The sequence below is a fragment of the Colwellia sp. SU-HH01172 genome, from assembly GCF_057553355.1.
On record NZ_BAAJMB010000002.1, the window covers coordinates 288,689 to 302,308 of the forward strand.

Here is a 13,620-nt window from a genome sequence, read left to right on the forward strand (position 1 = left end):
GCAAATTAATTAACAAAGTTGCATATGTATCTGTAATGCCGAATCCTTTAACAAGTAACAGATTTATGAAAATTATTGGAAAGACTCCAATTAAAATGCTTCTCCAAAATACAGACCACCATAGAGATGTGGACTGCTTATAACTCATTTTATTATTAGACTCATCATCCATTATTAAGCACTAACCTCGAGATAAATATAACAGCTTATTAGAAGGAAAAAATCTCGCTTTCTCCAAGCGCCTCTTCCTAAAAATGTATAATTATTCATTTAAATATACAGTTCTTTCTTTTTAACCTCAATAGTTTACACTTTTTTAATGCGCCCTTTCTTTGGAGAAAGTGGGCATAATCCCCACTTTCCACAGAAAAGCGAAAACTCGCACCTTTATGTATATATAAACAGTACCAAAATTTTTATTTTTATTTTTATAAAAATTACCCAGAACAAGTAAATACTAAAGCTGAACTTAATCAACTATTGCAAATAACAAAGAGTTCATTGGCGTTGTAATTATCAGAACGTAATAGTTAGGTGAATTTAGTAGTCGAATGCAATGCTGCACTTCTCCCTTTTAATTAAATACTGAATAATTACAAAGGAAATACACAAACCTATCGGTTATTGGGTTATTTAGTGTTTGGTGAGCTAGCGAGTTAAACACCATTGATGAATGTGGTCGAAGAATCGAAATTGAAACTCGACAAAAGGTATTACGCTACCCCCCCCTTTTTTTATCAAACTACAGACGAAAAAAACGCAACTCGTTAAAATTGCGGTTTCTTAGAATATGGCGATGAAATAGATATTTGAACTCTACAAATAGGTTTTGTGCTAAAAACCCAGAATTTTCTATACTGCAAATAGCAAAAAGCCCGTTATATCTTTCGATATAACGGGCTTTTCTTAATATGGCGGTGAGATAGAGATTTGAACTCTAGAAGGGCTACAAACCCTTGCCGGTTTTCAAGACCGGTGCTTTCGACCACTCAGCCATCTCACCTGAAGTTAAAAAGCATTGCTGCTTCAGAACGAGGCGAATATTAAAGGCTCGAAATTCTCTTGTAAAGGATTTATTCTATAAAAAAGTTTGTTTGCTAAAAAAAACAACAATTTGTCATTTATTTGAGCAAATTAAGTTGTTTTTCATATTTAAGGAATGCTTGTGAGTGAAGAAAACCCATGTCGTTGCCCCTGGTTAGATACAACCAAACCTGATTACGTTGCTTATCATGATGAAGAATGGGGTGTGCCTGTTTATGACGATCAAAAATTATTTGAGTATTTAACGCTTGAATCTGCCCAAGCAGGATTAAGTTGGTATACCATTTTAAAGCGTCGTGACGGTTACCGAAAAGCGTTTGCGAATTTTGAAGTTGAAAAAGTAGCTTTGTTTACCGAGGAAAAAGTTGAGGAGCTCATGCTAAACACCGGCATTATTCGCAACAGAGGTAAAATTAACGCGGCAATTAATAATGCTAAACTGTTTATTGCTATTCAAAAAGAGTTCGGCAGTTTTAGTGATTATATGTGGGGCTTTGTAAACCATAAAACTATTGTTAATAATTGGCATAAGCTTGATGAGTACCCTGCTACATCTAAAGAATCTGACGCATGGAGCAAAGATTTGAAAAAGCGTGGCTTTAAATTTGTTGGTTCAACAATATGTTACGCTCATATGCAAGCCTGCGGTATGGTGAACGATCACAGTCATGATTGTTACAAACGCACACAAATTATTGATGAATTTCAACAAGGTTAATGATAGCAATTAAAAAAATAGCGTGCCATAATATGTCGTTGTGGTTTATGATTAATTATCACTATTAATGGAAAACAAATGTTGAATGTTAGGTTTAACCTTGAACTTTTAGCATTTGCCCACATCTAAAAAATATAATTAGCATACTTAGAGGAAATTTTATGCAATCAAATATTAGTTTAAATGCTAGTAGAAGTTCAGCGATTGAAATTAACAAGGTATTGAAAAATACTTATATGTTACTTTCGATGACTTTGGCGTTTAGTGCCGTAACGGCTGGTATTTCTATGGCGATGGGCTTGTCTCATATGGCAGCCTTAGTAATGACCTTAGTTTCTTTCGGTTTATTATTTGTTGTTAATAAAAATGCCGATAAAGCGAGTGGTATTTTTTGGATTTTTGCCTTCACTGGATTAATGGGTGCATCTTTAGGCCCTATGCTTAACTATTATGCGGCGATGCCTAATGGCGCGTCATTAATTATACAAGCACTAGGTGGCACAGCATTAATTTTCTTTGCACTTTCTGGCTACGCCTTAACAACTAAAAAAGACTTCTCATTTATGGGTGGCTTTTTAATGGTAGGTTTAATTGTTGCCGTGATTGCAATGATCGCAAACTTCTTCTTTCAAATTCCTGCGCTTTCATTAGCTATTAGTGCCGCAATTATTATGATCATGTCAGGCTTGATCTTATTTGATACTAGCCGCATCATTCACGGTGGTGAAACAAACTATATTCGCGCAACAGTTTCACTATACTTGAATATTTATAATATCTTCGTGCACTTATTACATCTTTTAGGTGTTTTTGGTGGCGATGACTAATTAGCAATGAATAATCATTAAAATGTGATTAGTAATTGTTTATACTCTACGTATAAAATATAAAGCCTCAATATTGAGGCTTTTTTATTACCTGTTTTTAAATAATGTAAGGCATCATGGCATAATGCAAAACACTCTGGCTCTGGTGGTTACTACTCCGCCCAACAGTAATTTAACAGCGACGGCGATTAATATTGTTCAAGCAGCTATTAATCGCAATATCACGGTAGTCGGTGTTTTCTTTTATCAAGACGGAGTACTAAATGCCACGAAGCACTTATCGATACCCAGTGACGAATATCAAACATTGAGTCATTGGCAGCAACTTAACAGCGAACATAATGTGCCATTATATTTATGTATTACTGCCGCAGAAAAGCGCGGGTTAACTGATGAACTTGGTAATAATGAAAACTCAAATATAGACAAAGCCTTTACTGTTTCCGGTTTAGGTGAACTCGTTGAACTAACCAGTAAAGCCGAGCGCGTGGTACAACTATAATGTCAAAAACAAAACAAGATGATAAATCCATCGCCATTGTGAATACCCAAGCGCCCTTTTCTACAGCTATTGGTAAAGAAGCATTAGACGCAGCACTGATATTTGGCTCGTATGAACAAGCCACTTCATTATTTTTTCTAGGTGACGGTGTATTTCAGGTGATCGGGGACCAAAATGCCTCAGCTATTGAAATTAAAGACTATTTGAAAACATTTTCTGCCTTGGAATTTTATGACATTGAGAATATTTATGTTTGCCAACAATCCTTAATCGAACGCGGTTTAGCTGAAACTTTTCATGTCGATAATGTTCAAGTGTTAGCAAGGGAAGAGTTTAGCCAGCGTTTACATCAACACAACATGATTTACAGGTTTTAGTTTTACTATGGCAATGTTACACATTATTAGAAGTTCAGGCTTTAGTAGCAATGCGTTAACGCAATGTTTGAGCATGAGTTTACCGCAAGACAGTATATTACTAATGGATGACGGCTGTTATAATTTGAATCACCCTTTACTACTTACAGCGTTAACAAAGCAGCCAACGCTAAAAGTGCATTTTATAGGCCTACATGCCAGTGCTCGTGCTCAAAGCAGTGGTAACAATTCCTTTATTTCAAGTACCTTAAATGAGGTACTCGAATTACTTTTTAACCACAGCAACTCAATTACTTGGTCATGACAATTAACTATAAAAATAAAATTTTAGCCACTGACAAGCAAGGCTACTTACTTGATTTTAACGACTGGAATGAAGATGTTGCGGTTTTGCTTGCCAATGCCGATGATATCGAACTTTCTGAGGCTCACTGGGAAGTGATTCGTTTTGTTAGGACTTTTTATTTAACGTACAATACGTCCCCCGCTATTCGCGCGTTAACCAAAGCGATGAAAGCGGAATTTGGCGAAGAAAAAGCCAGCAGTCGCTATTTATATCGCCTTTTTAAAGAAGGTCCGGCTAAACAAGCAACTAAATATGCCGGCTTGCCTAAGCCGGCTAGATGTATTTAATTTTTCGAGTGATATTTTAACGTTAGGCTTTCCTAGAACGAATAGCCGCTAAACTTTAATATTGATATTTTGCCCGCTATTTCCTACAACAGGTAAACTCATGTTATCAACCGCGGCAGAGGCGATTAAGTTTAACGCCATTTCACCTTCTAGTTCAGTTTGTGACTTAGTTAAATTTGCTGTTTTTATTGCATGCGCCGTTTCAGTGTTTGTTGACACGGCGTTATTTGTGTTGAGTTCGATTGACATTAGAGATATTTCCTACGTTAAACACTGTAAATAAACGATGTAAATTCAATTACAGCGACTACTTTATTCATCCCCATTTATCGGCCAACATTCAGTTAACTTGAGTATTTCACGAAATAAAGCATAAAAAAACGCTTACCTATATGGTAAGCGTTTTTAGAATCTAAAGTTTAACTGCGCAGCATATCGCGCGGTTAGCTAGGTCAGTGGCAATGTTGGTACTTGAATACCTGCCATTTCTAACATAACACGTACTACCTGACAGCTATAACCAAATTCGTTGTCATACCATACGTAAAGTACTGCGCGATCACCGTCAACAATAGTTGCTTGTGAATCAACAACACCTGCGTAACGTGACCCAACTAAATCGGTCGACACGATTTCAGTTGACGCCGTGTAATCAACTTGGTTTTGTAGTTTAGAGTTCAAAGAAATGTTACGAAGGTAATCATTTAATGCTGCTTTGTCTGTCTCTTTTTTCAAGTTCAAGTTCATGATCGCCATTGAAACGTTTGGCGTTGGAACACGAATAGCATTACCCGTTAACAAACCTTTTAATTCTGGCAATGCTTTCGCTACTGCTTTTGCAGCACCCGTTGTACTAATAACCATGTTTAATGGCGCACTACGACCACGACGAGGCGCAGGATGGTAGTTATCAATTAAGTTTTGATCGTTAGTATATGAATGAACAGTTTCTACGTGACCGTTGCGAATACCAAATTCATCGTTCAATGCTTTTAATACTGGTGTAATCGCATTCGTTGTACAGCTAGCGGCAGAAACAATTTTATCTTCGGCCAAAATCATATCTTCGTTTACGCCGTAAACGATATTTTTGATGTCGCCTTTAGCAGGTGCCGTAAGTAATACTTTCGCAACACCTTTAGATTGAAGATGTTGACCTAAACCATCTTCATCGCTCCAGATACCGGTATTATCAACAACTAACGCGTTGTTAATGCCGTAAGACGTGTAATCAATTTCTGATGGAGATTTTGCATAAATAACTTGAATGAAAGCACCGTTAGCTTTAATTACATTATTTTCTTCATCGATAGTAATACTACCGTTGAAAGCACCGTGTACTGAATCACGACGAAGTAAGCTAGCACGTTTTGCTAAGTCACCGTCTTTACCTGGGCGAATAACAATAGCACGCAAGTTTAATTTTGAGCTAGGACCCGCACGTTCAATCAATAAACGCGCTAATAAACGACCAATACGACCAAAACCGTAAAGTACAACGTCTTTTGCTGCTTGCACATCGCTATCTTTAGCAATGGTGTTTAATTCTTTCTCTAAAAATTGTTCAATTGAAAGGCCGTTTGCTTCGCCTTTAAATAAATAACGGTATGCTAACTTACCTACATCAATACGCGCTGGCGCAAGTGACATATTAGCTAGCGCTTTAACGAATGGATAACTCTCACGTAAACGTAATTTATTTTCTTCGTGTAAAGCTACTGATTTATGTGCTTTAATAATGTCGATAGCAGACGCATTTACTAATGGACGACCATAGATAGAAATTTCTATGCCGTTATTTCTAAATAACTGTCCGATGATCGGCTGCATGTTTTCAGCTAATGTTTGACGTTCTTGCCAGCTAGTTTGATATTGTTCCTCAAGATGAGAAGTCATTGCGTAAACCTTTTATTTCAGTCAATTGAACGATGAGCTATTATTAATTAAAGGGTATAATTACTAATAACTAAATGCGGCGCATATTGTAATCGAACATGAATTATTTCGCCACCAGTTACAAAAGGTTTTCAAGGATAAAATTGAGAAAAAGATGAATTACTACAAATTAGCGGCCCTTTTGCCGATAGTTGCGTTAATGGCATGTGAACAAGGACCAAATTTTGCTGAGCTTTGCAATCAACATGCAGAAATCTGTGAAGAATTCCAAGAAGACACTTGGTGCAAACGAGAACGTATAGCTGTTGGTTTTGCCAATTTAGAACATAAGCTTGAAGCTAGCGACAGTAATAAGTACCACCAACTCATTGCCTATGAAGATTATGAGAAGTGCATGGCACACGCGTCAAAAATTGAGCATATCAAACTTAAAGTAAAGAAGACTATACGCACAAACAATGTCTTAAAAGCACGTGATAAAATTAAAGCAATTTCACTTGCTACTGAACACTCTGAACATCCGGATCTCTTGTTTTTTCATTGGTCGCGCTACTTAAATGAAAATTCACTGAACAAATTTGTTGCCCTAGAAGGCAATGAGTTATTGGAACAACCTAGTAGACAAGTGAATTTGGCCAGTTATTACGCCAAGCGAAATCCAAATAAAACCCTCAAGTTGCTTTATCACGCACTCGAGTTATATCCTAGTGACGCTAAGCTAGACACGGAAATATTTAAATCTATTGCCAGTATTTTTGCTGATAAAAAAGAATATAAACAGGCTTATATATGGTCAAGAATATTACATACATACGATCCAGAAGACACTGAAATTAGTGATAAAACTTTGCAGAACTATATTGATGGCTATGGCCTAAATGGAGATTTTCTTAACAAAGTAGCCGATACCACTCTCAATAAAATTAGCTCAGGGAAATTTGTTTCTCCACATAGTTAAATTGAACAACCTATTTCATTAATAGTATTTAGCGATAAATAGCATAAAGGCAGCCTTAGTTGCCTTTTTCTTAACTGATGTTACTTTCTTCAGTTTGTTTTACCCCACTTCGATTATATCCCTATTTTCACTTGACCAAGCAACATGAAACTTCTTCCCTGCTGGTTTATCAACTCGCTCAAAGGTATGAGCGCCAAAGAAGTCACGTTGCCCTTGCAGTAAGTTTGCTGGTAAAACCGCACAACGCATCGAGTCATAATACGATAACGCTGACGAAATGGCGCCGGTTGGAATACCCATCAAGGCAGAATTTGATACCGCTTTACGCCAATTTAATTGATGCTTAGAGAGCTGTTTAGCAAAAAACTCATCAAGCATTAAATTATCAAGTTCAGGATTGCGCTCAAATGCTTGCGTAATTGACTGTAAAAATACCGCACGAATGATACAACCGGCACGCCAAATTTTGGCAATACTAGCAAAATCTAACTGCCAGTGATGTTCTTTTTCCGCTAACTTCATTAATTGGAAGCCTTGAGCATACGCACAAATTTTTGCGCAATATATTGCGTCTTGTAGCTGGTCAACAAAGTCTGCTTTTTCTTGCTCGCTAAAACTTATTGCTTCTGGGCCTAACAATACTGAAGAAGCCTGCACACGTAAGTCTTTAAATGAAGAAATAGAGCGAGCATAAACCGCTTGTGCGATAGTAGGTGCTGGTGTGCCTAACTCAAGACTGCTCATGGCAGTCCATAAGCCAGTGCCCTTTTGCCCTGCTTTATCTAAGATTAAATCCACTAACGGTGTATTATTATCACCAACTTGATGACGTAAAACTTCTACCGATATTTCCATTAAGTAGCTGTCTAATGGCCCATTATTCCACTGTTCGAATATATCAGCAATTTCAGTACTTGCTAAACCAAGACCGTCACGCAACATTTGATACGCTTCACAAATAATTTGCATATCAGCATATTCAATACCGTTATGAACCATTTTTACGTAATGTCCGGCTCCTGCCGGGCCAATATAAGCAGCACAAGGCTCACCGGTAGTGACCACATCACCAGGTTTAGTACGTTCAATCGGCTTACCAGTTTCACCATCAACCTTAGCAGCAATCGCTTGCCAAATAGGTTTAATTCTTGTCCACGCATAAGGCGAACCACTTGGCATTAATGCCGGACCAAATCGAGCCCCGACTTCGCCACCAGAAACTGCCGACGAAAAAAGAATAAAATTGTTTTTATATTTTTTCTCACGAGCAACGGTATCAACCCACAAACTGTTACCGGTATCGATAACGATATCATCCGGTTGAATACCTGCGCCGATCAAGTTCTCGCAAACTTGATCTACTGGCGCACCGGCAGGAACAGATAGCACAATTAAATGCGGCGGCTTTAAGCATGACAACAGTTCAGTATATGAAGAACAACCAAAAACACGCGCAGTTGAAGCACCACTTTCCGTTTTATCTTGTGTAATAGCATCTTCAACTTTGGCATTATCGAGATCAAATGCGGCAATACTAAAGCCATTATCGGCTAAGTTCAGCACCAAGTTTTTGCCCATGACACCTAAACCAATAAAGCCAATGTCACATAAACTGTTGTTCTTCGTCATAAAGGATCCACATTTAAAAAGGTAAAGTGCACATTATTCAAGCCTAACGACAGCGAATAAATGCGTAATTAAAATGTCAGTATATCAACATTTTTAAACGATATAATTTAATAGCCGGTATTTTAGTAACAATACGTAATAAAACAAGGGTTAAATCAATATTTATTCGCTTACGTGGATTTATTACTTGTAATTTACGAAAAATGATGTAATTTTACTACATAATTATATTTGAGGTTTGATTATGACAATTAGAGTAGGAATTAACGGTTTTGGTCGTATCGGCCGATTCGTATTTAGAGAGGCATTTGCCAGAGCTGATGTTGAAGTCGTCGCAATTAACGATCTTATTGATGTAGATTACATTGCTTATATGCTTAAGTATGACTCCACTCATGGCCGCTTTAATGGCACAGTTGACGTTGTTGAAGGCCATTTAGTTGTTAATGGTAAAAATGTTCGTGTAACGGCCGAGCGTGATCCATTGAACTTAAAATGGAATGAGGTTGAAGTTGACGTAGTAGTTGAATCGACCGGTTTATTCTTAACTGACGATTCTGCCCGTAAACACATTGTTGCTGGTGCTAAGAAAGTTGTACTTTCAGCCCCGTCTAAAGACGATACGCCAATGTTTGTTATGGGTGTAAACCACACGGAATACGCAGGACAAGATATAGTATCTAATGCCTCTTGTACCACTAACTGTTTAGCGCCGGTTGCCAAAGTATTAAATGACAACTGGGGGATTAAAGACGGTTTAATGACCACAGTGCATGCAACAACAGCGACACAAAAAACGGTTGATAGCCCATCTGCGAAAGATTGGCGTGGTGGCCGTGGTGCTGGACAAAACATTATTCCATCATCTACTGGTGCTGCTAAAGCGGTAGGTAAAGTTATTCCGGCGCTTAATGGCAAACTTACCGGTATGGCGTTTCGCGTACCAACACCGAATGTTTCAGTGGTTGACTTAACCGTTAATCTTGAAAAACCAGCGAGTTATCAAGAAATTTGTGATGCAATGAAAAGCGCTTCAGAAGGCGAGCTAAAAGGCATTTTGGGTTATACAGAAGATGCTGTGGTTTCTAACGACTTTATTGGCGAACGTTGTACTTCAGTGTTTGATGCAACCGCCGGTATCGCCCTAACCGACTCTTTTGTTAAAGTTGTTTCTTGGTATGATAATGAAATTGGCTATTCTAATAAGATACTTGATTTAGCGAGTTATGTTTCAGCCCAGTAATATTCTATTTTATTCGCGATAACAGCGAGTAAACATCAAAAAAGCCAGATTAATTTCTGGTTTTTTTATGGCTACGATAAATGTTAATGACAGATAAATGATATAAAAATAATTGTTTTGTGGTTTTTATGAAAGAAAGCTACAGAAAAGCAAAGCTGAGTTACATGTTACTTAGCAACCAATCTTAATTAATTATCCGCATTCGTTTAATGCTTAATATTAAAGGGTAATAACAGAAACAAAAAATCAGGCAAGCGCCTGATTTTTAGTCGATAGTTAAATCCTTCTTGACTACTTTACATGATTTAATACTTGCTTCGCTAAACGAGTAATTTCTTGCCAATTACTATTTTTAACAATGTCATCCGATACTAACCATGAGCCGCCACAACAAGCAACGTTTGGTAACGCTAAGTAATCACGTACGTTATTTAAGTTAATACCACCAGTTGGGCAGAACTTAATGTCAGGAAAAGGTCCACCAATAGATTGGATAGCCTTGACACCACCAGACGCTTCCGCTGGAAAAAACTTTAAATGATCGTAACCACAATCAATACCGTCCATTAACTCTGAAATTGAAGAAATACCAGGGATCAAAGCGGTATTTCCCTCTTTGCCTGCTTGCAACAAATCTTGCGTTAAGCCTGGGCTAATAGCGAATTTTGCCCCCGCATCTGAAGAGCGTTGTAATAATTCTCGGTTAGTCACAGTACCCGCACCAACAACGGCTTCAGGTAAATGTTTTGCAATGGTACTGATCACTTCAAGCGCTGCTGGTGTGCGCAACGTCACTTCTAATACTTTTATGTCTGCTGCTAACAGCGCTTCTGCGATCGGTAAAGCATCTTTAACATCTTTAATCACTAACACTGGTACAATTGGACCCATGGCAAAAAGATCTCTAGGTTGAACTTGCCAATTATTTGATAACGTCATAATTCCTCTTAATACTCTGTCGTGCTAGTTGCAATATTTTCAATTGATGTTAATTGTCTTAAGTACGCTGATGCGCCAATTAAACCCGGTTGCTCTTCGGTAACAACGAAAGTTGCCATCGGCTGGTTAAAACCTGACATCCGTCCTTTGGCTTCAAACCTTGCTCTAAAGTCACTGTTTTCAAAATAGTTAATAAAGCGCGGGACGATGCCGCCAGCAATATACACACCGCCATAACTGCTAAGGGTTAAGGCTAAATTGCCGGCAAAGCTGCCTAAGACACGACAAAATTGTGCTAGGGTTTCTGCACATAAATCGCATGAATTAGCTAATGCCCGAGTGGTGATTTCTTTGGCCGGCAATTCTGAAGCGATACCATTTTTGATAAAACTCAATGCTTGGTAAATTTGTTCTAAGCCCAAACCCGATAATAACTGTTCGTAAGAAACACGAGCATATTTAGTTAGTAAAAAATTCAAAATCGCAATTTCTTGTTGGTCTACAGGCGCAAAATCTACATGCCCACCTTCACCACTTAAGCTCAGCCAGCCCTGATTTAACGCGACTAAATTGGCAACCCCTAAACCTGTGCCAGGTCCACAAATTGAAATGGGTTTACCCGCAATTGTTTGGCCGCTACCAATTTGTACTTTTTGGCTATCAGTTAGTTGTGGTATAGCATGAGCAATGGCAGTAAAGTCATTGATCAAAACCAGCTCATTTAATTGTAACTCTGCTTTTAGTGCTTGTTGAGAGAATTGCCAAGGCAAGTTCGTCATAACAATTAAGTCTTTATCAACCGGACAAGCAATCGCTAAGCAGGCATTAATTTTTTTATCTTGTAATTGATGACGCGCTAAAAAGTTTGATAATACGTCAGCCAAACCGGCGTAGTCAGCACAAGCATAAATTTCGATATTAGAAATATTACCATCTTCATCGGCTTGCGCAACACGCATATTGGTGCCACCAATGTCAGCAATAATGTTAATTTCATTAGCCGTCATTGTTAAAGCTCTCCTTCAATGCCGTCATCATCTTGGTCTGCGAATAATGAACAAGCGCCGGTTTCTGCCGAGCTTAAGTTGCGTCGCATAAAGCCAAATAACTCACGTCCCATACCTTGATGATGACCATTTACGTTGAAAATTGAATTTTCACGCTGTGCTAGTTCGCTTTCATCAACCAATAAGGTTAGCTCGCCACTTTCACCATCGAGTAAAATCATATCACCGGTTTGTATTTTCGAGATCAAACCTCCGTCTAACGCTTCCGGACACAAATGAATTGCCGCAGGCACTTTACCGGATGCGCCAGACATTCGGCCATCAGTCACTAAGGCCACTTTAAAACCTTTATCTTGTAACACGCCTAGTGGTGGCGTTAATTTATGCAGTTCAGGCATACCACGTGCTTTGGGACCTTGAAAACGAACAACCGCAACAAAATCTTTCTCTAACTCACCAGCATGGAAAGCCGTTTCGAGCTCGTGTTGATCTTCAAATACTACAGCAGGCGCTTTAATTACAAAGCTCCCTTCACGTAACGATGATGTTTTTAATACTGAAATACCTAAATTACCTTTCAATACTTTTAAACCGCCATCGGCTTTAAACGGTTGTTCAACAGTTGTAATAACTTCTGGATCACCTGAAACCGTTGCACCGTCAACCCATTTCAACTCACCATTTTCTAGTATTGGTTTTTGCGTGTAACGGGTTAAACCACGGCCACAAATAGTTTCAACATCTTCATGAACTAAGCCAGCATTGATTAATTCTTTGAACAATAACGCCATACCACCGGCTTCTTGAAAGTGGTTAATATCGGCATGACCATTTGGATAAATGCGTGTTAATAACGGTACTGCGTCTGACAGATCATTAAAGTCCTGGAAGTTAACAATAATCCCCGCTGCTTTAGCAAACGCGATAATATGCATGGTTAAATTTGTTGAGCCGCCTGTTGCCAATAGAGCAACAATGGCATTAACGATTGAGCGTTCGTCAACCATTTTACCAACCGGAGTATAGTTACCGGATTGTTGCGTTAAGCGTGTTACTTGGCGAGCTGCCGCTTTAGTCAACGCTTCGCGTAATGGCGTATTAGGAGCAATAAACGATGCACCGGGTAAATGTAAGCCCATCACTTCAACAACCAGCTGATTCGAGTTGGCCGTACCAAAGAAGGTACAAGTACCGGCACTATGGTAAGAGGCAGACTCAGCTTCTAATAGCTCATCTTCACCAATTTCACCTTTAGCAAATTGTTGGCGAACACGGGCTTTTTCTTTGTTTGGAATACCTGATGGCATTGGCCCTGCTGGAACAAACACTGTCGGTAAATGGCCAAAGGTCATGCTAGCGATCATTAATCCAGGAACGATTTTATCGCAAATACCCAGCATTAATGCGCCGTCAAACATGTTATGCGATAAGCCAACGGCACTGGCCATGGCAATAACGTCACGACTCATCAAGCTTAAGTCCATGCCAGGTTGCCCCTGCGTAACACCGTCACACATGGCAGGCACACCACCAGCAAATTGTGCAACACCGCCAGCTTCTTTAACCGCCGCTTTAATGATATCAGGATAGGTTTGGTATGGTTGATGAGCGGAAAGCATATCATTGTAGGCAGAAACAATCGCAACGTCAGAATGGTTAACACCACGTAGAGCCGCTTTGTCATCTTTGCCACAAGCAGCAAAACCATGGGCTAAATTACCACATGATAAACTTGCGCGATGCACAGTTGTTGATTTCGCGGCAGAGATTTTTTCTAGGTAAGCTTTACGTGTACCTTTACTTCTTTCAATGATCCGCTCAGTGATCTGTAATATTTCTTTTTTCAT

Annotated in this window: 14 protein-coding genes and 1 tRNA gene; 8 read left to right on the top strand and 7 right to left on the bottom strand. The window is 38.8% G+C overall.

Annotated elements, in window-relative coordinates:
• Positions 1-912 precede the first annotated feature (912 nt).
• Positions 913-1,003: transfer RNA gene (locus AC27JP_RS08390), tRNA-Ser, on the bottom strand.
• Between the two features lie 162 nt (positions 1,004-1,165).
• Here AC27JP_RS08390 and AC27JP_RS08395 point away from each other — a divergent pair.
• From AC27JP_RS08395 to AC27JP_RS08420, 6 genes are all read left to right on the top strand, one after another.
• A complete protein-coding gene (locus AC27JP_RS08395) occupies positions 1,166-1,762 on the top strand; it encodes a DNA-3-methyladenine glycosylase I (RefSeq protein ID WP_487113965.1) in 597 nt (198 codons plus the stop codon).
• 161 nt (positions 1,763-1,923) lie between these two features.
• On the top strand, positions 1,924-2,589 hold the full coding sequence (locus AC27JP_RS08400) for a Bax inhibitor-1/YccA family protein (RefSeq protein ID WP_487113967.1): 666 nt from the start codon (positions 1,924-1,926) through the stop codon (positions 2,587-2,589).
• A gap of 124 nt (positions 2,590-2,713) precedes the next feature.
• On the top strand, positions 2,714-3,091 hold the full coding sequence (gene tusD / locus AC27JP_RS08405; protein ID WP_487113969.1) for a sulfurtransferase complex subunit TusD: 378 nt from the start codon (positions 2,714-2,716) through the stop codon (positions 3,089-3,091).
• On the top strand, positions 3,091-3,468 hold the full coding sequence (gene tusC, locus AC27JP_RS08410; protein WP_487113971.1) for a sulfurtransferase complex subunit TusC: 378 nt from the start codon (positions 3,091-3,093) through the stop codon (positions 3,466-3,468). Before tusD ends, tusC begins: the two co-directional genes overlap by 1 nt.
• A gap of 7 nt (positions 3,469-3,475) precedes the next feature.
• On the top strand, positions 3,476-3,772 hold the full coding sequence (locus AC27JP_RS08415; RefSeq protein WP_487113973.1) for a DsrH/TusB family sulfur relay protein: 297 nt from the start codon (positions 3,476-3,478) through the stop codon (positions 3,770-3,772).
• Positions 3,769-4,101, top strand: coding sequence for a TusE/DsrC/DsvC family sulfur relay protein (locus tag AC27JP_RS08420; RefSeq protein WP_487113975.1), 333 nt, complete (start codon positions 3,769-3,771; stop codon positions 4,099-4,101). Before AC27JP_RS08415 ends, AC27JP_RS08420 begins: the two co-directional genes overlap by 4 nt.
• Before the next feature lie 48 nt (positions 4,102-4,149).
• Here the strand turns inward: AC27JP_RS08420 and AC27JP_RS08425 are convergent, their stop codons facing one another.
• Together AC27JP_RS08425 and AC27JP_RS08430 are read right to left on the bottom strand one after the other, a co-directional pair.
• A complete protein-coding gene (locus AC27JP_RS08425; RefSeq protein WP_487113977.1) occupies positions 4,150-4,350 on the bottom strand; it encodes a cytoplasmic protein in 201 nt (66 codons plus the stop codon).
• Between the two features lie 198 nt (positions 4,351-4,548).
• Positions 4,549-5,997, bottom strand: coding sequence for a glyceraldehyde-3-phosphate dehydrogenase (locus tag AC27JP_RS08430; protein ID WP_487113979.1), 1,449 nt, complete (start codon positions 5,995-5,997; stop codon positions 4,549-4,551).
• 154 nt (positions 5,998-6,151) lie between these two features.
• Here AC27JP_RS08430 and AC27JP_RS08435 point away from each other — a divergent pair, with 154 nt between their 5' ends.
• Positions 6,152-6,955 carry a DUF2989 domain-containing protein gene (locus AC27JP_RS08435; protein WP_487113981.1) on the top strand — a complete coding sequence of 268 codons (804 nt, stop codon included), beginning with the start codon at positions 6,152-6,154 and terminating at the stop codon, positions 6,953-6,955.
• A gap of 99 nt (positions 6,956-7,054) precedes the next feature.
• Here the strand turns inward: AC27JP_RS08435 and gndA are convergent, their stop codons facing one another.
• Entirely contained in the window at positions 7,055-8,584 is a 1,530-nt protein-coding gene (gene gndA, locus AC27JP_RS08440) for an NADP-dependent phosphogluconate dehydrogenase (RefSeq protein WP_487113983.1), read from the bottom strand.
• Positions 8,585-8,828: 244 nt separating this feature from the next.
• On the opposite strand from gndA, the gene gap reads away from it, so the two are divergent.
• Positions 8,829-9,827 (top strand): type I glyceraldehyde-3-phosphate dehydrogenase, encoded by a 999-nt coding sequence (gap, locus tag AC27JP_RS08445; RefSeq protein WP_487113985.1) that lies wholly within the window; start codon positions 8,829-8,831, stop codon positions 9,825-9,827.
• A 291-nt stretch (positions 9,828-10,118) separates the two neighbouring features.
• On the opposite strand, the gene AC27JP_RS08450 is transcribed toward gap, so the two are convergent.
• From AC27JP_RS08450 to edd, 3 genes are read right to left on the bottom strand one after another with little or no spacing between them, the layout of a single operon-like run.
• Positions 10,119-10,766 carry a bifunctional 4-hydroxy-2-oxoglutarate aldolase/2-dehydro-3-deoxy-phosphogluconate aldolase gene (locus AC27JP_RS08450; protein WP_487113986.1) on the bottom strand — a complete coding sequence of 216 codons (648 nt, stop codon included), beginning with the start codon at positions 10,764-10,766 and terminating at the stop codon, positions 10,119-10,121.
• A gap of 8 nt (positions 10,767-10,774) precedes the next feature.
• On the bottom strand, positions 10,775-11,773 hold the full coding sequence (locus AC27JP_RS08455; RefSeq protein WP_487113988.1) for a glucokinase: 999 nt from the start codon (positions 11,771-11,773) through the stop codon (positions 10,775-10,777).
• 2 nt (positions 11,774-11,775) lie between these two features.
• A complete protein-coding gene (gene edd / locus AC27JP_RS08460; RefSeq protein ID WP_487113990.1) occupies positions 11,776-13,620 on the bottom strand; it encodes a phosphogluconate dehydratase in 1,845 nt (614 codons plus the stop codon).